This is a genomic window from Limnohabitans sp. 2KL-17 (genome assembly GCF_003063415.1).
Classification (GTDB): domain Bacteria; phylum Pseudomonadota; class Gammaproteobacteria; order Burkholderiales; family Burkholderiaceae_C; genus Limnohabitans_A.
Genome location: NZ_NESK01000013.1, coordinates 1 through 20,894, shown reverse-complemented (window position 1 = coordinate 20,894; position 20,894 = coordinate 1). Strand labels below are relative to the sequence as shown.

Below are 20,894 nucleotides of genomic sequence, written 5' to 3'. Positions count from 1 at the left end.
GAACATCAATATCGTCAAGGGAATGTTCACGCCACCTGACTCGACAGCGCCATGCCGTCAACAGCCAAACGCCCCTGGCGCACCACGCTGCATGCGGGGCGCTGGCCTAGCCAATAAGCCAGTTCGGACACATCCCCCACCGGCCAAAGCACAAAGTTGGCCGGCCCCCCCACATGGATCTGCCCATGCGTGGCCTGCAAACCCAACGCCTGCGCTGCATGGCGGGTCACGCCCGCCAGCGCCTCGGGCACGGTCAGGCGGAACAAGGTGCAGGCCATGTTGATCATCAGCAACAAGCTCAGGGCGGGCGAGCTGCCGGGGTTGTGGTCGGTGGACACCGCCATGGGCACACCGGCCTCACGCAACGCCGCAATCGGTGGCAAATGGGTGTCGCGCAGGGTGAAGTAAGCACCGGGCAACAGCACGGCAACCGTGCCGGACTGCCGCATGGCGGCAATGCCCTGGGCACTCAAATGCTCGATGTGGTCACACGACAAGGCGCCATAACGCGCGGCCAGGGCCGCACCCCCCATGTCGGACAGCTGCTCGGCATGCAGTTTCACGGGCAAGCCCAGCGCTTTGGCGGCCTCAAAGACTTTTTGTGTTTCAGCCAGTGTGAAACCGATGCTTTCACAAAAAACATCCACGGCATCCACCAGGCCCTCGGCAGCCAGGGCGGGCATCATCTCGTGGCAGACCAAGTCGATGTAATCGCCGCTGCGCCCTGCGTAATCGGGTGGCAAGGCGTGTGCCCCCAAAAAACTGGTGCGCACCGTGACCCCAAAAATCTCGCCCAGTCGCCTGGCCACGCGCAGTTGTTTGCGTTCGTGCGCCAAGCTCAGTCCGTAGCCGGACTTGATCTCGATGGCGCAAACACCTTCAGACAACAGCGCCATCATGCGAGGAACTGCGGCTTCAAACAGTTCGTCTTCGCTGGCTTGGCGTGTGGCCTTGACAGTCGACACGATGCCCCCACCGGCGCGGGCCACCTCTTCGTAACTTGCGCCCGCCAGGCGCATGGCGAATTCGTTGGCACGCAGGCCGCCATAAACCAGGTGCGTGTGGCAATCAACCAGGCCTGGCGTCACCACCGCACCCTTTGCATCGTGCTGCTTGCGCGGCCGATACACCGCTGGCAGTTCGGCGTGAGCGCCCACCCAGACAACCACGCCCTGGTCCACCACGATGGCCGCATGGGGGACTGCGTCAGCACCTGCACCCAAAGCTTCGGGGGCCAAATGCAAGTGGCGCCAAACGCCATCGGCACCAGGCAAGGATGAGGCAGAAAAAGAAAGGGTCATGGTCAATGGTCGTGAAAGGTCAAGGCCAAAAGCACTGCGCCAGGATCTTGGGGAACCAAGCGCCAGGCCAGCGCTGCATCGCACCACCATAGCCCTTGTTGCGTCACCAGATTTTCAGGGCTTTGGCCTTCGAGCAGCCAACGCCCTTGCACCGACAAGAACAAGCCTTGGGTACTGGCGGGCCAATCGGTTGGCGTCCGAACAATCTGCACGCTGGCGCGGCACACGGCACGCCGGGTCATGGTGTTGAAATCGAAACAATCACCGGACAGCAAGCGGGCATGAACAGGGGCTTCTCCAGCAAAGGCAAAGGGTGCCAACGGGGTGTCAAGGCGGTGCTCGATGTGACCGTCTTCGGTCTGCAAATGAACCCCGCCACCCTGCAGCAAAGTGATGACCCTGTCGACGCCAGGAAAAATTGAAAATGGACCATCGCTGGCAATTTGCGCGACACTCACGCGCCAGTCGAAATCGGCCATGCCCGCGCCGACCGGAACACACGCGATCTCGCGTGTGACACCCCCCCCGTTTTTCCAGGGTGTCGCTGGCAGGTCCGGCACAAAAAATCGGTTCAGTGTCATGGTTTCAAACGGTCCACAAAAAAGCCCCCCTATCAGGGCATCCACGCCATCACTTGACCATGGGCAGCTTCAAGCCCTGCTTTTTGGCGGTGGCCACGGCCAGCTCATACCCGGCATCGGCGTGGCGCATCACGCCCGAGCCGCTGTCGTTGACCAGCACGCGCGCCAGGCGCTCGGCGGCGTCATCGCTGCCGTCGGCCACGATGACCATGCCCGCATGTTGCGAATAGCCCATGCCCACACCGCCACCGTGGTGCAGACTGACCCAGCTCGCACCGCCGGCCGTGTTGAGCAAGGCATTGAGCAGCGGCCAATCGCTGACCGCATCGGTGCCGTCTTTCATGGCCTCGGTTTCGCGGTTGGGACTGGCCACTGAACCGGTGTCCAGGTGGTCACGCCCGATGACGATCGGCGCTTTCAATTCGCCCGTGCGCACCATTTCATTGAAAGCCAGACCGGCCAGATGCCGCTCACCCAGACCCAGCCAGCAAATGCGCGCCGGCAAACCCTGGAAGCTGATGCGCTCGCGCGCCATGTCCAGCCAGCGATGGGTGTGCTTGTTGTCCGGAAACAGTTCCTTGATCTTGGCATCGGTTTTGTAAATGTCCTCGGGATCACCCGACAAAGCCACCCAGCGGAACGGCCCCTTGCCTTCGCAGAACATGGGGCGAATGTAGGCGGGTACAAAACCCGGAAAATCAAACGCGTTCTTCACGCCATGGTCGAAGGCCACCTGCCGGATGTTGTTGCCATAGTCGACCGTGGGGATGCCCATGGCCTGAAAGTCCAGCATGGCCTGCACCTGAGTGGCGCAACCCTGTGCTGCGGCTGCGGTCAGGGCCGCGTGCTGCGCCGGGTCGCGTTGCGCGTTTTTCCATTGCGCCACCGTCCAGCCGGACGGCAGGTAACCATTGATCAGGTCGTGCGCCGAGGTCTGATCGGTCACCAAGTCAGGGCGAATGCTACCGGCTTTGACGCGCCGCACCAGCTCAGGCAGGATATCAGCGGCGTTGCCCAGCAAGGCAATCGACACCGCTTCTTTGGCTGCGGTGTGGTGCGCGATCATGGCCAGTGCTTCGTCGATGTCTTTGGCCTGCTTGTCAACGTAGCGGGTGCGCAAACGGAAATCAATGCTGCTTTGCTGGCATTCGATGTTGAGCGAGCAGGCGCCCGCCAGCGTGGCGGCCAGGGGTTGTGCGCCGCCCATGCCACCGAGGCCCGACGTCAAAATCCAGCGGCCTGCCCAGTCGTTGTTGTAGTGCTGACGGCCGGCCTCCACAAAGGTCTCGAATGTGCCCTGCACGATGCCCTGGCTACCGATGTAGATCCAAGAGCCAGCAGTCATCTGCCCATACATGAACAAGCCCTTGCGGTCGAGTTCATTGAAGTGTTCCCAGTTGGCCCATTTGGGTACCAGGTTGGAGTTGGCAATCAGCACGCGCGGTGCATTGGCATGCGTTTTGAAAACCCCCACCGGCTTGCCCGACTGGATCAACAAAGACTCGTCTTCGTTCAGATCTTTCAGCGACGCCAGAATTTGGTCAAAGCACGCCCAATCACGCGCTGCACGGCCTATGCCGCCGTACACCACCAGATGTGTCGGGTTCTCGGCGACCTCGGGGTCGAGGTTGTTTTGCACCATGCGGTAGGCCGCTTCGGTGACCCAGTTCTTGCAGGTGAGTTGGGTGCCGCGCGGTGCGCGCACCACACGGGTCGGGTCCAGGCGGGGGTCGTTGAGAGTGCTCATGGTGGTGTCCTTGGGAATGAACATGAAATGGGGTGGGGTCAGGCAGATTCAGCGTAGGCTCGGCAAGCCGATGCTGGTGCAGGTTTGCAGCAGAGCGCCGCTCTGCACCATGCCAATGGCCGCTTGCATGTCGGGCTGAATGTGCCGGTCGTCTTCCAGGTGGGCAACCTGCGCTCGCAACAAAGCCACGGCTGCAGCCAGGGGCGAACTGGTCTGCAATGGCGCATGAAAGTCGCAGCCCTGGGCCGCGGCCATCCACTCGATGGCGATCACGGCCATGGCGTTGTCAGCCATGGGCAGCAAGCGACGAGCGCCGTGCGCGGCCATCGACACATGGTCTTCCTGGTTGGCCGATGTGGGAATCGAGTCGACACTGGCGGGGTAAGCGCGCTGCTTGTTCTCAGACACCAGCGCAGCGGCCGTGACCTGCGGAATCATGAAGCCCGAATTCAGGCCCGGCTTGGGCGTGAGAAAGGCGGGCAAACCCGACAGTGCAGGGTCAACCAGCATGGCGATGCGGCGTTCGGCCAAAGAGCCGATTTCGCAAATGGCCATGGCAATCATGTCGGCAGCAAAGGCCACAGGCTCGGCGTGGAAGTTACCCCCCGACAAGGCCTCGTCGGTGTCACTGAAAATCAACGGGTTGTCCGACACACCGTTGGCCTCGGTCTCCAGCAACTGGGCCGCGTTGTGCAACACATCGAAGCAGGCGCCCATGACTTGTGGCTGGCAACGCAGGCAATAGGGGTCTTGTACCCGCTCATCGCCTTGCAGGTGCGAGGCGCGAATGGCGCTGCCGCTCAGCAGCTGGCGCAAAGCCTCTGCGGTGACGATCTGGCCACGGTGCTTGCGCAAGCGGTGGATGCGGGCGTCAAAGGGCGCATCCGACCCCTTGGCGGCATCGGTGGCCAAAGCACCGGTGAGCAGCGCCGACTGGAACAGGCGCTCGGCTTCAAACAAACCGGCCAAGGCATTGGCGGTGGAAAACTGCGTGCCATTGAGCAAGGCCAAGCCTTCTTTCGGGCCCAGGGTCACAGGCGCCAGACCCGCGCTGGCCAGCGCCTGCAGGGCAGGCAATCGGCCCTGGGGGGTGTCGGCATCGCCCACGCCAATCATCACTGCCGTCATGTGGGCCAACGGTGCCAGGTCACCCGAAGCCCCCACAGAGCCCTGGCCCGGCACCACCGGGATAATGTTTCGCGCCAGCATCGCCTCAAGCAAGGCCAAGGTGGCCGGGCGAATACCTGATGCGCCTTGTGCCAGGCTGGCGATTTTCAGGGCCATCATCAGGCGTGTAATGGGCACTGGCGTGGCCTCGCCCACGCCTGCGGCATGAGACAGCACGATGTTCCGCTGGAGGGTTTCCAAGTCTTGTACCGGAATGCGCACACTGGCCAATTTGCCAAAGCCGGTGTTGATGCCGTACACAGGCTCGCCCTTGGCCACAATGCGGGCCACTGCATCGGCACTAGCTTGCACGGCACCCGCGCAAGCCGAGTCCAGCTTGGGTGTCGCCCCCCGGTAAATGGCGCACCAGTCGGCCAGGCTCACCTGACCAGGAATAAGTTTCAAAATCAAATTGGGCATATCAAGGGTCTGCAGTTCAAAAAAGGGCTGGGCGAAAAATGCTGTGGTTTCAAGTGGCCACCGGGTTGCCACTGGCGCTGTAGCGGCTGCCCAGGCGGTAGCGGCTGGCCGGGTGCAAGCAACGCACCAGCGTGACCGGGACACCTTTTGTCCAGGTACGGCGGGTCAGCAGCAAGCAGGGTTCGGCCGGGTCCATCTGCAGGCGCAAGGCCTGCTCGGCCGTGGGCAAGACAGCATCGACCACGTGTTCAATTTCATCAAAAGGCACGGTGCGCACCAAAAACTCGGAGGGCTGCTGTTGACTGAAGTCTTGCTGCGCAAAATCAGGCACCACATTCGGGTTCACATAGCGGTCTTCGAGTTGAATGGGCAAACCGTCTTCAAGGTGCACGCAAACCGAATGGAACACCGACTCGCCCGTGCGCACCGCCAGAGCGGCCGCCACCTCAAGGGAGGCAGAAACACGCTCAACCACCAGCATGGTGCAAGCGTAATCGTGGCCACGTTGGCGAATCTCAACCGCCAAGTTGACGATCTGAAGCAAGGTGGACTGTGGTTTTTGTTCGGCCACAAAACTGCCGACGCCCGCCACACGCACGATGCGCCCTTGCGCCACCAGTTCACGCAAGGCCCGGTTGACCGTCATGCGCGAGATGCCAAATTGGGCCACCAGTTCGTGCTCAGTGGGCAAGCGCTCGCCAGCCCGCCAAAATCCATCCTGGATCTTGCTGGCGATGTGGTCCTTGACCTGCTGGAACAAGGCCACATCACCCCCCGCCACACGCATCACTTTGTCAGCTCGGGTTTTAAGGGCAGCGACCGGCGAGGCAGAACGTGTCATCACAATCAATGGCGATCCGACGCCATGGCTTCGGCGCGGATTTCTTCGGTCAATTGCGCCTTCAGGGCCATGAACTCGGGCGAGGTCTTGATCGTGTAGTGCCTGGGGTGTGGAAAGTCCACTGCCAGCTCGGTTTTGATGCGACCCGGGCGCGCGCTGAAAACAGCCACGCGGTTCGCCATGAAGATGGCTTCATCGATGTCGTGCGTGACGAACAACACTGTTTTTTGCGCCGACTCCCAGATACCCAAAAGCAACTCTTGCATCAACACCCGGGTCTGGTTGTCGAGCGCTCCAAAGGGTTCGTCGAGCAACAGGATTTTGGGATCGTTGGCAAGCGCCCGGGCAATCGCCGTGCGTTGCTGCATGCCGCCAGACAGCTGCTTGGGAAAGTGCTGCTCAAAACCGCGCAGCCCGACTTTGGAAATGAAATAATCGGCGCGCTCTTTTTGCGCCTGCTCGGGCAGGCCACGCTCGCGCAAACCAAAGCGGATGTTCTGCTCAATCGTGAGCCAGGGAAACAAGGTGTAACTCTGAAACACCATGCCCCGATCGGCACCCGGGCCCTGCACTTTGGCGCCGTCCAGCAAGACCTGCCCAGTGGTGGGCTGGTCCAGCCCCGCCACGATGCGCAGCAAGGTGGACTTGCCGCAACCCGACGGGCCCAGAATGGTGACGAAATCGTTTTCATGCACTTCAAAATTCACCGGCGTCAGGGCTTGTGTTGCTTGCCCTTTGGGTGAAGTGAAGACGCGTGAAACGTCTTGAATGGACAGTTGGCTGCTCACAGAGAACTCCAGGCAAACAGGCGGCGGTTGAGGGCCTTGAAGGCCAGGTCAGAGACCAAGCCAATCAAGCCGATCACGATGATGCCGAAGATGATCTGGCCGGTGTTCAACAAGGCCTGGCTGTCGGTGATCATGTGGCCAATGCCCGACGACGAGCCGATCAACTCGGCCACGATCACATAGGTCCAGGCCCAGCCCAACACCAGCCGCAAGATTTCGGCAATCTCCGGGGCCGCACCTGGAATCAGCACGCGCTTGACGATGCCCGCAGGGTTAGCGCCCAGTGTGTAAGCCGCTTCGACCAGATCACGTCGGGCTGCGCCCACGCAGACTGCCACCATCAACAGGATTTGGAAAACCGAACCGATGAAGATCACCAGCACCTTTTGCAACTCGCCAATGCCGGCCCACAGAATCAGCAGAGGAATAAAAGCCGAAGCAGGCAAATAGCGGCAAAAAGACACGAAGGGTTCGAGAAAAGCTTCGACCCCTTTGTGCGCCCCCATGGCGATACCCAGGGGCACCGCGACGAGGGTTGCCAAAATGAAGCCCGCGAGCACACGCCAGATGGTCATCGCGATGTCGTGGGTGAAGTTGAACTCGGTGAACAAGAGCAGTGCCTCTTGCACCATGGTCACCGGGCTGGCCAAAAAGGTGGGCGAGACATACCCCCCTAGCGTGAAGAACGCCCAGGCGCCAAAAAACAAAATGAAAAAACCGATGCCCAACAGCCACCGAGACTGCGCGCGCACCGGCTCCAGTGGAGCCAGTGCCCGACGACGTGGCCGCAAGGCCTTGCCAGGGCCTGAAGTCGGATGCGCGCTTGTCATGGGCTTACTTGATGAAGCTGGTGTCAAGCATCACCACGAAATCGGTGGGTGCTTTGCGGATCACGCCGGCTTCCAGCAAGATGACCGAAGCGTCCTTCATGAAGGCTTGCAGTTCACCAGCAAAAAACTTCTGGTTGGCCGCTTTGTCTTGCCAACGCAAAAAAGCCGACGACTTGGCAAAAGCCTCACCAGTTTGCTTGACCGCTGCACCCATGATTTCGTTGGACTTGGCAGCATCGGTCTTGAGCAACTCCAGCGCATCGAAATACGCATTGGCCAGACCTTGTGCGGCCTTGGGGTTGGCCTTGAGCCATTCGGGCGAGCAGCCCACAGTGTCCATGACCATGGGGTAGTCGAGCGTGGTGGCCAAAATCTTGCCGGCTTGCGGGTTGCTGCGCACGGTGGACAAATACGGCTCGTAGGTCATGGCCGCATCAATTTGACCCGCCACAAACGACTGGGCTGCAGCTTGCGGTGACAGCGTGGTGAGCTTGACGTCTTTCATGCTCATGCCGTTTTTGCTCAGCATCCAGGCCAGGCCAAAGAAGGGTGCGGTGCCCGGTGCGTCGACGCCAATGGTCTTGCCCTTGAGATCGGCAAAGTTGTTGATGTTTCCGCGCACAGCGATGCCGTCTGCACCAAAGGATTTGTCCAGTTGGAAGATTTGCACAATCGGCACGCCATTGGTGTTCCAGGCGACATGGGTTTCTACGGTAGTGGCTGCGCACTGGATCGCATTGGAGGCCAGCGCCAGGTGACGGTCTTTCTGGGGAATCATCTTCAGATCAACCTGCAACCCGTGCTTCTTGAACAGCCCGGCCTTGTCGGCCAGGGTCAGGGGGGCAAAACCGGTCCAGCCCGACATGCCCAGGGCCAGCTTGACCTCTTGGGCTTGTGCCTGGAATGCAACGGTGGCCGTGAGGGCACCGGCCAGCATCAGCGATGCCAGTTTGACGTTTGACTTGCGCATGAATGAACTCCTGTGTGTTGAACAAGCCCACACCTTCTGCAGCCAGAGCTGGCGCTCAAAGGCGGGTGCAAAAGCATCGCCGAAATTCTGTTTTGCTGTCTATACAAAATTGGACAATGAGAAAACAGCTGCCAAGCCCAAGAGACAACATCTCTCCCATAATCCTTAAAAACCCTGGAGATGATAGCGTTTGCAACCCGAAAAGCACGGGGAATTACACCATCTTGCTGTCTATACAAATTACTGTTATGGAATTAAAAAACACGGATCAAGGTGGATCGCCGCCCTGGCTGCAAGCCATGGGTGAGCAGTGCACCCAGCCGCCGAGCCTTGTGCGAATAAAGCGATGCGCGCGCACGAGGCTCTGCAAACCAGGCTCTGTGTCAACAGTCCGAGACTTATGCCCGGATCAAGTCGGCCGCTTTTTCGGCCAGCATGATGGTCGGTGCGTTGGTGTTGCCACTGACGATGCAAGGCATAACCGAGGCATCCACCACGCGCAGGCCCTGCACACCGCGCACGCGCAACTGCGCATCCACCACCGCCATGGCGTCTTGCCCCATGCGGCAGGTGCCCACCGGGTGGTAAATGGTGTCAGCGTTCCGGCGAATCCATTGCGTCAGCTGGGCATCGGTCTGCGCTCCGGCAGAGCTGGCCACTTCGTGGCCGTGTGCACTGAGGGCAGGCGACGCCATGATGCGCCTGGCATGGCGAACGCCCGCCAGCATGTTCACCATGTCATTGGCATGGGTTAAAAACTTCGGGTCAATCAACGGCGACGCGTTGGCATCGGTGCTGGCCAGGCGCACCGTGCCCCGGCTTTTCGGCTGGAGCAAGCACACATGCAGGGAATATCCATGGCCCCAGAACGGTGTGCGCCCATGGTTGACCAGTTTGGCCACCACAAAATGCAACTGAATGTCGGCTTGAGTCAGGTCGGGCACGCTCTTCAAAAAACCCCCAGCCTCCGCAAAGTTGGTGGTCAGCAAGCCCTTGCGATGCTGCCGCCACTGCCACATGCCCTGCAAAAATTTCAAGCCGCCCAGGGCGGACACACCAAACAACTCGGTGCTGGGCACATCGGCCACCAGCACCACATCGGGGTGGTCGTGCAGGTTTTCACCCACGCCGGGCAAATCGCATTGCGTGGCAATGCCCATGGCTTGCAGGTGAGCGCCCGGGCCAATGCCCGATCGCATCAGCAAGGCGGGAGACTGGAATGCCCCAGCGCTCAGAATGATCTCGCGCCGTGCCGTCAAGCTCAGTGTCTTTCCGGCTTGTTGCACTTGCACCTGCCGGGCCACGCCGCTTTGCAGCAGGACGCGTTGCGCAGTCACATCGGTCATCACCTGCAGATTGGGCCGCTTGATGTTGGGCGTGAGGTAAGCCTTGGCGGCGCTGAAGCGCTCACCGTTTTTGTGCGTGACCTGGTAAAGCCCCACGCCCTCTTGCCCGGCACCGTTGAAGTCGGGGTTGTGTGCAAAACCCGCTTGCACACCGGCTTCCACAAAACGTTTTGAAAACACATTAGGACTTTGCAAATCGGCCACATTGAGCGGGCCGTTCTGGCCATGCCAGTCATCACACAAGCTTTCGTTGTGCTCGGCCTTGCGAAAGTAGGGCAATACATCCGACCAGGCCCAGCCCGGGTTGCCCATGGCGGCCCATTGGTCGTAGTCTGCTGGCTGACCCCGCACGTAGATCATGGCGTTGGTCGAACTGGAGCCGCCCAGGGTGCGCCCTCGGGGCTGATAGCCTTTGCGCCCCAACAGGCCAACTTGCGGCACGGTTTCAAGCGACTGCAAAACACTGTTGAGCAAGGGCATGGCCGCAATGCCTGCCGGGCAATGGATGAGCGGGCTGGTGTCCGGTGGCCCGGCCTCCAGCAGGGCCACTTGCACCGAAGGGTCTTCACTCAGACGGGCCGCCAACACACAACCAGCAGAGCCTGCGCCGACCACGATGTAGTCAAATTCCAAGTTGCTCATCTCTGCCTTTCGTCGACTTGTATGTCTTTTTGTCATCACCAAAAGGTAAATAACCTTCCTTTTTAGCTCTTTCTAAGACAAGTCTTTAGCGGGTTTCCACGGAGGCTGCCATCAAGCTGCAGCCTTGGAGGACCCCGTCTTCTTTCGGTCAGGCACCGATATAAACCGGTGCGAAGCCACCGCCAGGCGTTCTGAAGTTGGTGGTTTGTCCTTGGTACAAGCGCGCTGCCAGCGATTGCACTTGTCCGTTGTATGCGTAATTGCGCACATCGAACTTGAGCACCTGCGCCGATTCGCCGCCGGATATGGTGCGCTCGCCCGGGGCCACCAAAGCTTGGGCGATGTAGCCACCGGCCAGAATTTCGCCCCAGACCCGGTGAGTCAACTTGTCGCCCCGGTAAGCAGCCTTGCCGCCGTAGCCGGCAAATGGCTTGAAGAAATAATGTTTGCGCTGCGCCCAAAAGCGCTCCGCGTTGGACGGGGTCACCACCTCGGTCTTGGGAATACCCTCCAGCAAAATGGCTTGCGTGGCCAGCGGCACGCCCATGGCCGTCAAGGTGTCGGCCTTGCACAGCAAGGCCAGGTTGCGCTTGTCTGCCATCAAGGCATGGGCTTGCGGGTGAGGCGTCAGCACCACGGCATCCTGCAAATAGGCTTCACGCAGATCGGCGTGTGCGGGCTCAGTGAGCGCAAAGTCGGTCAAACGGTTGTAAACCAGATCGATCGCAGTGTTGTCAAACCAAAGCTTGTTGTCGCGCCAGACAAGCTGCGAAGGATCGGCAATCCATGCCTGGATGCCGTGGCGCCTGAACAAACCCTGAAACAGCAAAAACTCAGGGTACAGGTATTGCTGCTCAGGGGAAGCGTCCACAATGGCCACCGTTTGCAGGGATCGCCCCGGATGGCTCAGTTGCCACTCGTTTTGAAACATCGCCACAAATGCGGATTCCAGAGCGTCGACTTGCGCGCCGGTAGGCACCATGGCTTCAATCTCCGGGCAGCATGCACGCTGCGCCCGCGCCAGCAAAGCATTGAGCAGTGCCCCGCCCGCATTGGTGTTCACCTCGATCAGACCAAAGCCTTGATCATGTTCGTTGCCGTGGACATGAAAGTCATAACCCATGAACACGCTTTTGGCGCGGCTCGGGTGCCGTGCAATCGGGTCCGATCGGGACAGCACTTCTTCGCGATAAGCCGGCAAGGCGACCACCGATTCCAGCGCCGATATCAAACGGGCCATGCGTTGAACTTGCGCTTGTGACAACACCACCGGGCGTGCCGAGAAAAGCGATGGCAGCCGGTCACGCACCAGTTCAAAAAGCGCCGGATTGCCGATGTCGTCCGCCATGGTTTGCGCCAGCGCCTGGTCATCCAGGCTGATGCAAAAGCATTCGCGGTTGAAGTTGTCGGTGTTGATGTGCTGGGGAGTCAATTGGAAAAGGCGGCGATGTGCTGCGTGTCTGGTGTTTTTATGCGGATGGCTCGGATTCGCTGAACCCCACATAGCGCACAAAACTGGCATTGTCTTCACGCACAGATTTGACGCTGTTGGCCACAAAGGCTTCGTCCGGGTAGCCCATGGCAATGCAGATCATGATGTTTTGCTCATCCGGAATGCCGGCATGCTCACGCACCACATGCGATTGCATGATGCCTTGCCCGTTGATCACACAACCCAGGCCTTGCTCCCACGCTGCCAGCACAATGGCATGAGAAAAAGCGCCCAAGTCAAACTGGCTGATGGCCGCCGGCTCCAGGTATTTGTCATAGGTCAGCACCAGCGAGACCGGCGCATCAAATTGTCGAAAGCCCCGCATCACCCAATCCGTTCGACGCGCTTTGTCGTCTCGGGCAATGCCCATGGCTTCAAAGAGTTGCACGGCCACGTCAATTTGGCGCTTGCGGTGCAAGCCTTCATAGGCCTCGCTCATCGGAAAATCACGCTTGGGGGGCACGCCCGCCACCATGTTGTCTGAGTTGCCTTTGCGAATCCGATCCAGCGGTTCACCGGTCACGACATGCACATGCCAGGGCTGTGTGTTCATGGAAGATGGCGCCCACTTGGCGACTTCAATGATGTCATCGATGACCTTGCGTGGCACCGCTTTGGGCAAAAAGCCGCGGATGCTTTTTCGGGCTTTGATCAATTGGCTGAATTGCATGGTGTTGGCTTCAAGAGCTTATGGAACGGGTTATCCAAAAGATACTAGCACCCACCATTGACGCGCCAGTCACCTAAAGCAACTGCACTTTGACTCTTCGAAAACCACATTCAGGGTGTTCGGCAAAACGGGTGTGTGCTGCGTGCGCCAAGGGGAAAGGGTCTGTTTTTAGGGCAGGTCCTTCCACTCAAGCCGTTAGCCATTGTTCAACTTTGCTGCGGGACGGAACGCCCCCTGCGTGAACCACTTTGCCATCCAAAACCACCCCAGGGGTGCTCATGACGCCGAAAGCGGCAATCTGGCGCAACTCCTCCACTTTGCTCAAGCTGATGCTGACCCCTTTTTCTTTGGCAATTTCTTCAATGAGCGCAACCGTGGTTTTGCATTTGGCACAGCCTGTTCCAAGCACTTTGATGTCCATGACAGATCCTTGATTTGAGGTTTAACGGGTTGAGAGGATGTAAGGGCCGATGAATTGGAAGAAATAGCCGATGACCACAATGCCAAGCGTCACAATCCCAAAAAACAGGGCCAGCAGTGGCGGGCGAACGACTTGCTTGAGCAAAATGAGCGAAGGCAGCGACAGTGCTGTCACAGACATCATGAAAGCCAGCGCAGTCCCCAAGCCAACACCGCGAGCCACCATCGCTTCAGCAATGGGCAAAGTACCAAAGATGTCGGCGTACATGGGGACCCCCACTAGGACCGCCAAGGGAACCGACCACCAATGGCTCTGCCCCAAAGTGGCCTCAACCCATTCCTGAGGAATCCAGTTGTGGATGCCTGCGCCAATGCCCACACCCAGCAACACATACAGCCAGACGCGCCGCACGATGTCAGCTACCTGTTCCTTGGCGTAAACAGCCCTTTCGAGTCGGCTCATACTGACTTGTTCGGCCTCCAGAACGGGTGTGGCAAAAACGAAGGCCTCAATGTGGCGCTCCATCCTGGCGCGGCCAATGGCCATGCCCCCCAAGACCGCCAAAGCCACACCCAAGCTCACATAGACGATCGCAACGGTCCAATCAAAGATGCTGGCCAGCAAAATCACCGAAGCCAGGTCCACCAGAGGAGAAGAAATCAGGAACGAAAAAGTCACACCCAAAGGCAGTCCGGCGCCCGTAAACCCAATGAAGAGTGGTATCGAGGAACAAGAGCAAAAGGGCGTGATCGTCCCCAGCAAGGCAGCCAGCAGACTGCCCTTGAACCCCGAGAACTTGCCAAGAATGGCGCGTGTCCGTTCTGGCGGAAAGTAGCTTTGGATGTACGAGATCGAAAAGATCAACACCGACAGGAGGATGAAGATCTTGATGACATCGTAGACAAAGAAATGGACACTCGCCCCCACCGGCGTGCTCAGGCTCAATCCCAAAATGCCTTGCACAAACCACCCGACCCCTGACGAGAGCCATTCCATTCGCAGCAATTGGGCATTGGCCCAACCCAAAGCTGAAATGCCCAACTGGTTGAACCCCACCACCACAGCAGCGACGACCAAGGCCGAGGCAACCCACTTGAAAATGGCGTTGTGAAAAAAAGAGGCTGCGGGGTTCATGGTCTGTACGTGTCTTGACTCAGAAGTCATGCATCTGACTGATGGGACAAGCCCTCTCAACATCACGCCATGACTGCTGCCCAGTCTGAGGCACGGTCGGACTATTTCCATTGATTCATATCAAAGGTGGCGGTGACATGCAGGTTGCGCAGCGGGTGCTGATCGCCAATGCCGAAATCCGCATGGGTATGGACATTTCAGGCAGACAATCCTGGCATGAACAAAAGTGTCCTTTACGCGTTGGGTGCGGCTGCGCTGTTTGGAGCGAGCACCCCATTTGCGAAGCTCTTGGCCGGCGATATGCCGCCTGTGTTGCTGGCTGGGCTTCTCTATTTAGGCAGTGGCATCGGATTGACACTGGCACGGCTTGTCCGTGACGGCGGGCTCAAACCCTCGGGGCTTTCACGTCATGAATGGCCATGGCTTTTGGGTGCTGTTTTCTTTGGCGGCGTGATGGGGCCTGTGGCCCTGATGTTTGGCTTGACCGCCACCAGCGGCGCTACGGCTTCGTTGGTGTTGAACCTGGAAGCCGTGCTGACAGCGTTGATCGCCTGGCTGGTGTTCAAGGAAAATTCCGGACGGCGCATCGTGTGGGGCATGCTGGCCATCGTGGCAGGGGGTGTCGCACTGGGTTGGCAGACAGAAGCATCATTCAAGTTCGGCGCCATGGGGCCTGTACTGGTCAGCGTCGCCTGCTTGTGCTGGGCCATTGACAACAACCTCACCCGCAAAGTGTCGGCATCAGATGCGCTTTTTATTGCAAGCAACAAGGGGCTGATTGCCGGGACTGTGAACACGGCGATGGCTGTCAGCATGGGGGCTGCTTGGCCCAACTTCGCCCTCTTGTCTGCAACGATGGCCGTCGGCTTGCTGGGCTACGGCATCAGTCTTCTGTTGTTTGTTTTGGCATTGCGGGGCTTGGGCGCGGCAAGAACGGGGGCTTACTTTTCAACCGCCCCCTTCATGGGGGCCGCAGTGGCCTTGTTTGTTTTTTCAGAAACGACGTCTGTGGCGTTTTGGGTTGCTACCGTGCTGATGGGCTTGGGCGTGTGGCTGCATCTCACTGAAAACCATGCCCATGAGCACCTGCACGAATGGCTGGAACACGAGCACGAACATGAGCACGATGCGCACCACCAGCACGCCCATGGGGTGGATGCAAGTGACGCCAGCAAACACACTCATCGGCATACACACCTGCCCATCCAGCACAGCCATCCCCATTACCCTGACATTCACCACAGGCACGGGCATTGACTTTTAAGGGGCGTTGAAGCCCATGTGCAGCATAGGCTTGCAGAAATGCATGCATCTGTTGAAGTGGTGCTGTTTGCAACCGCGATGGGAGTCCTCGGCCTTAGCGCCTACTGCCGTTCATTGCACTCGACAAGCTAGTTCGACATAACTTTGGGCGTTGTCACCTTTGAGGAACATCGTGCGGGAAGGATCGAAGTGACGGATCGATGTACTCCCATGGGGCCGCTTGGCTCGCATGTATGTGCAGTTGAGGTTGGAAGGCCGCTGGATCATCGAGCGTTCCAGCGCGAATGGAGAGCAAATCGGGAAGTCGTTCCAGGCGCCCAAACAGGTGGGAGCCGCACTTCGCGCAAAACCCCCGATAGATGCTCTTGCCGCTCGAACCCTTTGACTCGTAATACGTCACTTCGCCTTCAATCGAAAGACCTTGGGAAGGAAAGAAGATGATTGGCGCGGAGGCGCTACCGCTCACCCTTTGGCAATCGCGGCAATGACAATAAAGTTGATACACAGGTTCTGCATCGCTCTTGTACCGAACAGCCCCACAAAGGCAACCACCGTTCATTTCAACTCCTTTGAAAATTGCGGACGATTCAACCATGGCATCTAGCGAATGTCCAGAGAAAAACATGCTTCCGGTCACCCGAAGCTGCCCGCAACAACCGACCCCAAACTTTGCATTTGTATGGCTCCATTTCAGTTTTGACATCATTATTTGTCTACTGAGTTGGGTGAATGCCAGTCATGCTGAGCATTGAACACGGCAGTTCAATTGACTCCTTTGCAGCGGTTACAGTCATTGCTCGTCGTAAGCTGAATTACAGCGATCGGCCATTACCCGCCCTTCGCGGTGACTTACTTATTTCAAGGGCGCAAACAGCAGCTACCATAACTTTCAATGACCTATCGCCTGCATTTACGCCAATGACCAAAAACGAGCTTCTAAACGCTCTACACCACCTCTACGGCAATCTGCTTCTGGGAAACATTCTTCTTGGTTTTTCAGATTCCATTGATTGGAAACTTGTCGGCACCATGATTCATGAAGTACGGTCGCCGAATGTGGCGTTCACGGCGGACCTTGGACCTGTTTTTGGCAGTACAACATCGCTGCGTAAAGATCAGCCAACCATGGTCGATGAATTCCAAAAGATGCTGCGACGATCAGTTGTTGCTGAGAGCTTTGAGGTGCTCGGCCTGTACTGCCGTGAATCTGCCCAGACGGACAAACTTCACGGCTTAACTTGGTATCAGTTTGCTCGGATTCTAAGGAACACTGTGTCACATAAACGCGGGGAGCTGATCAATTGGCCGCCCGAACTTGAGAAGAAAGGAATATCGTCGGTTACCTGGCGGCACCGAACTTTGGATTCAAGTATGGTGGGTAAGCCGCTTCAGATGTATGACGCGGAAATCCTGGCCTTGATAACTGACGAGATTTCCTTCGTTGAGACCTCTCTGAGCTGATGTCTGCTCTGGATCTGATGCTGACTGACAATATTTGTGCGGGAAAAGTAGGAATCTGTCACTTAATTCGGAGTGCGCTTCGACTCCTGCGCAAGAGTTAGTGTCAAACCTCTGGATTTCGCTGAAGGTTCACTGACGCTAATTGTGGAACCCTACATAGGGTTCAGAAGTTCCTGTCAAAAGGCCGGAACCGGTGTCAATGGCTTTTCGAAGTTGGTGTCAGTTTCCTAAAGGGGCCAGATCAGCCAGGCAGACCAACCGCCGATCCGATGACTGGATTCGGCCATAAGTGGGTACTCGTCATCCCTCCTGAAAGATGACGGTTGATTCCACTTTCGGGGGATGGATGCGTTTGGTTCACCGCCCCCCCCTAGAATCAGCCAAATAGCTACTTAGGCCACTACCAATAAAAATGTCAACTCTTGAAATCGTTACTGCTATCAAGGACGTTGTCCTTGCTACTGCAGGCATAGTTACTGCGGTTGTAGCTGTGCTTGGTCTGAAGACTTGGAGTCGACAGTTGCGCGGGACTGCTGACTTCGAGGTCGCCAGGAAACTTGCCAAGGCGACGTACAAGCTGAGGGATGAGATTCAGATCTATCGCAGCCCTTTGATTCGTCCCAGTGAATTTCCAGACGGTCAGAGTGACGACGGATCGACGGACCGCACAAGAACACGTGCAAACGCGTACGGTCACGTTTTCTCCGCGCGCTGGGAGCCGGTCTACGCCGCTTTGCAGGAGTTCGACACCCAAACACTAGAGGTCGAAGCGCTTTGGGGAACATCAGTTCGTACGAAGACCGATGAGCTGAGAAGACTTTTGCGAGTGCTCTGGGCCGCAACTGAGGCATATATTGACAATGAACATTCAGGCGGGGAGCACTTCAAGTCAGACAGAGAGTTCGGGGTGAAGATTAAATCAGAAGTGTTTGCGTCTCCGCAGGCCCAAGACAACGAGCTATCGAAAAAATTTCAGGCGGCAGTTCAGGCCGTAGAAGTCGAGCTCAAGCCGCACCTTAAACGTGGCTAACCAGTCGCTCTAGCTGACTTGCGTCGGCTACTCTCTGCTCGAGGCTCAGTTTCAACGTTGAGCGTTTGCTTTTCCAGTTGGCGTAAGTCCGCAATGGGTCGGTTGCTGCCAGTGGCGGAATTTCTTCAAGCTCTGCTTCCAGCCTAAAGCAGACCAAATACATGGTTGCTGAAAATAGCATCTTCAGTGACGTTCAGCAGAAGTTCTGCACGTTTGCGGAACGTCATTGAAGTTGCTACCCATAGTTTTCTAAGTTATTGATTTTTATAGGCGATCTGAAATTTACGTCACAGCACTTGCTATCAATGCGTCTCTGAAGTTGCTACTTTTCCGATTTTGCGGCACTGAAGTTGCCACTTTTCTAAAAATCCCGCTTTGGTCTTTCTGCGCGCCCAAGGCGACAGTCAAATGGACTGGTTTGCAGCGGGAGCGGTCGCTCGCCGCTGGAAGCGCAGTTCACGGTCTCGGCTCCAATGCGGTCATTGAGCCACCAAGACCTGCAGAAAGGCGAACGACGCGAAGGGGCCGGGAGGACATCCTAGTTCGTGAGCTTGAGAAACGTCTCCGACGTGCTATGAAACAACGCCCGCAGTTCGCCGGCGGATTTCTATTTGGACGCTCTCGGGGGCCGGCGAGGTCGGGGTAAGTTCAAGTGTAAATCTGCATACGCTTTCGTGTTTGGTGATCGCATTTAGAATAAGTTAGTATTCACCCTGGAGTGGCGGGCACGAGGCTGTGCAAACGGCGAATCTAATGACTAACGGGGCAACCTGTTGGGACGATGTCCCTGGTCCTGAACAAGGGCGAATTACTTACTTCTCAATACTCATCCCTCCACCTTTGCCATGCCCCAATTTGACGACATCTGGTTTACCTACAAAGCCCGTATCGCCGCGGAAGTGCGTCTGCGCAACAACGACCTGCACACGCAGGTGTTGCTTATCTGGTATGCGGTCCTGAGCACAGCCGGCTCTATTGTTGCGGTCAGGCATGAGAAGTTCCTCGGTCCAGATACGGACATCTCGATGGCCGTCCTATCCGTCGGCCTACTTGCAATATCGATGCTAGTTGCGAGCCGCGATTTCAAAGGTCGGGCGCTTATGATGCGCGCCAATCATCTCGCGTTAAAGACCCTGTTCGATGAGCTGAAGGCTGGCACCGTCCCCGCAACTGAAAAGCCGCCACGATACGCGAAGCTGCTCCAAGAATGTGAAAACCACACTTCCTATGACTATCGCCATTTTCGCGTTCTCAACAGCACTGGGCTTACGTCGAGAAAGCCGTCAGTGGCGGACTACTTCCTTTTCGGACTGCATTTGTCGCTTCGTGTTGCGGGCATTGGTGTTGTGTACCTCCTTCCTCTCGGCCTCGCATTCGGATGGCAAAGATAAGTGCGGCCAGAGCGTTTCGAGACAAGTTTTCCCCTACCGGGTTAGCAAACACATACTCGAAGCGACTATCCGACAGCCGGGCGGTCGGCTTGGACCGTGTTGATGCGCGAAACTTTGTCTCGCGTCTTTCCTCTGAGATCGCCCTGATTTCGAAGAAAGCGCTGGCAGGGACTTACAAGTACACAAAGTACAAAGAGAAACTAGTTTTGAGGGGCGCGGACAAAGCTCCAAGGCAACTCGCCATTCCTACCATTCGCGACCGTGTGACGCTTCGTGCTCTTTGCGATTACCTGTTTGAGGTCTATCCAGAAGCGAGGCCTGACCTTCCGCAGGTGAAGATTGATGCGCTTAAAGCCGCAGTTGACTCGGGCATATACCCGCACTTCATACGGATCGATCTTCGCGACTTCTATCCGTCCCTTAACCATTCCATTGTGATGTCTCGCACTGGGCGGCGAGCGCGATTGCCAGCGTTTCGTAAGCTCATTACCTGCGCGCTCAGGAATCCAACTGTTGCCGAAAACGCAGCGAGCAGCGCCCAGCCCAGAACAAAGGGAGTGCCCCAGGGCCTGTCAATATCAAACGTACTGGCTGAGATCTTCATGCTGGATGTTGACGCGCGGATCCGGTCGCTCGCACCTTTTTACATCAGGTATGTGGATGACATCATCATCCTCACTGACGTTGACCCAAGTCCGCTATGCAAAGAAGTATTGGGGATTTTGCGCGCGTCCAAGCTTCAGCCACATCCCATCAATGAGCCGGGGTCAAAAAGCCATACTGGATTGACCGCTGATGGATTTAAATATCTGGGGTACTCTGTACTGCCTGATCGCATCTCGGTTAAGTCGACCAACGTGATTTCGTTCGAAAGCTCGTTAGTCGAGACGTTCGTTGAATATCGGCACCGGTTCAGAAACGCTGTGACTACGTCTGAGCGCAATGCTGCTCGTGCCCGCTTTAGGTGGAATCTAAATCTGAAGCTAACGGGATGCATCTACAAGGGACCGCGTTTTGGATGGGTCTTCTACTATTCGCAAATCAACGATCCTGCTGTGCTCTACCGGATCGACAACACAGTCCGGCAGTTGTTCGACAGATTCAAGATCCCTATGCCACCTAACCCTAAGCGAGCGCTGAAAGCATACTTTGAAGCAAAGCGAACTGACAAGACTAGTCACAGATACATTCCTAACTACGATTCGCTGACCGTTCCGGCAGTTTGAAGTGGACCCCGAATTTGGGACAGGTGTTTAAGTGGGACACTATCCAAAAAAAACGGGTTACCAATGACTGAATCAAAAAAACGCAGAGTTCATCCGCCGGAGTTCAAGGCCAAGGTGGGGCTGGAGGCGCTCGGCGGGATGAAGACCATCAATCAAATCGCCCAGGAGTATGG

General features: G+C 57.4%; 19 protein-coding genes. 5 read left to right on the top strand and 14 right to left on the bottom strand.

Going from position 1 to position 20,894, the window contains the following annotated elements:
- Nucleotides 1-26 precede the first annotated feature (26 nt).
- From hutI to B9Z45_RS07950, 13 genes are all read right to left on the bottom strand, one after another.
- The gene (hutI, locus tag B9Z45_RS08010; RefSeq protein ID WP_108406707.1) at nt 27-1,301 is read right to left on the bottom strand and encodes an imidazolonepropionase; all 1,275 of its coding nucleotides are present in this window, start codon (nt 1,299-1,301) and stop codon (nt 27-29) included.
- 2 nt (nt 1,302-1,303) lie between these two features.
- Entirely contained in the window at nt 1,304-1,882 is a 579-nt protein-coding gene (locus tag B9Z45_RS08005) for a HutD family protein (RefSeq protein ID WP_108406706.1), read from the bottom strand.
- A 49-nt stretch (nt 1,883-1,931) separates the two neighbouring features.
- The gene (hutU, locus tag B9Z45_RS08000; RefSeq protein ID WP_108406775.1) at nt 1,932-3,629 is read right to left on the bottom strand and encodes a urocanate hydratase; all 1,698 of its coding nucleotides are present in this window, start codon (nt 3,627-3,629) and stop codon (nt 1,932-1,934) included.
- 48 nt (nt 3,630-3,677) lie between these two features.
- Nucleotides 3,678-5,216: a histidine ammonia-lyase gene (gene hutH, locus B9Z45_RS07995; protein ID WP_108406705.1), complete on the bottom strand. Its 1,539-nt coding sequence runs from the start codon at nt 5,214-5,216 to the stop codon at nt 3,678-3,680.
- A 49-nt stretch (nt 5,217-5,265) separates the two neighbouring features.
- Entirely contained in the window at nt 5,266-6,003 is a 738-nt protein-coding gene (gene hutC, locus B9Z45_RS07990; protein WP_108406774.1) for a histidine utilization repressor, read from the bottom strand.
- 59 nt (nt 6,004-6,062) lie between these two features.
- Nucleotides 6,063-6,845, bottom strand: coding sequence for an ABC transporter ATP-binding protein (locus B9Z45_RS07985; protein WP_108406704.1), 783 nt, complete (start codon nt 6,843-6,845; stop codon nt 6,063-6,065).
- Nucleotides 6,842-7,675 (bottom strand): ABC transporter permease, encoded by an 834-nt coding sequence (locus tag B9Z45_RS07980; RefSeq protein WP_108406703.1) that lies wholly within the window; start codon nt 7,673-7,675, stop codon nt 6,842-6,844. Before B9Z45_RS07980 ends, B9Z45_RS07985 begins: the two co-directional genes overlap by 4 nt.
- 4 nt (nt 7,676-7,679) lie before the next feature.
- On the bottom strand, nt 7,680-8,645 hold the full coding sequence (locus B9Z45_RS07975) for an ABC transporter substrate-binding protein (RefSeq protein ID WP_108406702.1): 966 nt from the start codon (nt 8,643-8,645) through the stop codon (nt 7,680-7,682).
- A gap of 398 nt (nt 8,646-9,043) precedes the next feature.
- Nucleotides 9,044-10,633 (bottom strand): GMC family oxidoreductase, encoded by a 1,590-nt coding sequence (locus tag B9Z45_RS07970; protein WP_108406701.1) that lies wholly within the window; start codon nt 10,631-10,633, stop codon nt 9,044-9,046.
- Nucleotides 10,634-10,781: 148 nt separating this feature from the next.
- Nucleotides 10,782-12,065, bottom strand: coding sequence for a hypothetical protein (locus B9Z45_RS07965; protein WP_108406700.1), 1,284 nt, complete (start codon nt 12,063-12,065; stop codon nt 10,782-10,784).
- A gap of 37 nt (nt 12,066-12,102) precedes the next feature.
- Entirely contained in the window at nt 12,103-12,795 is a 693-nt protein-coding gene (locus B9Z45_RS07960; RefSeq protein ID WP_108406699.1) for a nitroreductase, read from the bottom strand.
- A 187-nt stretch (nt 12,796-12,982) separates the two neighbouring features.
- The gene (locus B9Z45_RS07955) at nt 12,983-13,216 is read right to left on the bottom strand and encodes a thioredoxin family protein (RefSeq protein ID WP_108406698.1); all 234 of its coding nucleotides are present in this window, start codon (nt 13,214-13,216) and stop codon (nt 12,983-12,985) included.
- Between the two features lie 21 nt (nt 13,217-13,237).
- Entirely contained in the window at nt 13,238-14,350 is a 1,113-nt protein-coding gene (locus tag B9Z45_RS07950) for a permease (RefSeq protein ID WP_108406697.1), read from the bottom strand.
- A gap of 216 nt (nt 14,351-14,566) precedes the next feature.
- Between B9Z45_RS07950 and B9Z45_RS07945 the strand changes: the two genes are divergently transcribed.
- Nucleotides 14,567-15,607 carry a DMT family transporter gene (locus B9Z45_RS07945; RefSeq protein ID WP_108406696.1) on the top strand — a complete coding sequence of 347 codons (1,041 nt, stop codon included), beginning with the start codon at nt 14,567-14,569 and terminating at the stop codon, nt 15,605-15,607.
- Between the two features lie 160 nt (nt 15,608-15,767).
- Here B9Z45_RS07945 and B9Z45_RS07940 read toward each other — a convergent pair whose 3' ends face one another.
- Nucleotides 15,768-16,316 (bottom strand): GFA family protein, encoded by a 549-nt coding sequence (locus B9Z45_RS07940; RefSeq protein ID WP_233252123.1) that lies wholly within the window; start codon nt 16,314-16,316, stop codon nt 15,768-15,770.
- Between the two features lie 35 nt (nt 16,317-16,351).
- Here B9Z45_RS07940 and B9Z45_RS07935 point away from each other — a divergent pair, with 35 nt between their 5' ends.
- From B9Z45_RS07935 to B9Z45_RS07920, 4 genes are all read left to right on the top strand, one after another.
- Nucleotides 16,352-17,074, top strand: a complete 723-nt coding sequence (locus B9Z45_RS07935) for a hypothetical protein (protein WP_146180898.1) — start codon at nt 16,352-16,354, stop codon at nt 17,072-17,074.
- Between the two features lie 412 nt (nt 17,075-17,486).
- Nucleotides 17,487-18,104, top strand: coding sequence for a hypothetical protein (locus B9Z45_RS07930; RefSeq protein ID WP_108406694.1), 618 nt, complete (start codon nt 17,487-17,489; stop codon nt 18,102-18,104).
- A gap of 845 nt (nt 18,105-18,949) precedes the next feature.
- Nucleotides 18,950-19,495 (top strand): SLATT domain-containing protein, encoded by a 546-nt coding sequence (locus B9Z45_RS07925; protein WP_108406693.1) that lies wholly within the window; start codon nt 18,950-18,952, stop codon nt 19,493-19,495.
- 89 nt (nt 19,496-19,584) lie between these two features.
- Entirely contained in the window at nt 19,585-20,721 is a 1,137-nt protein-coding gene (locus tag B9Z45_RS07920; RefSeq protein ID WP_158270396.1) for a reverse transcriptase domain-containing protein, read from the top strand.
- Nucleotides 20,722-20,894: the final 173 nt, after the last annotated feature.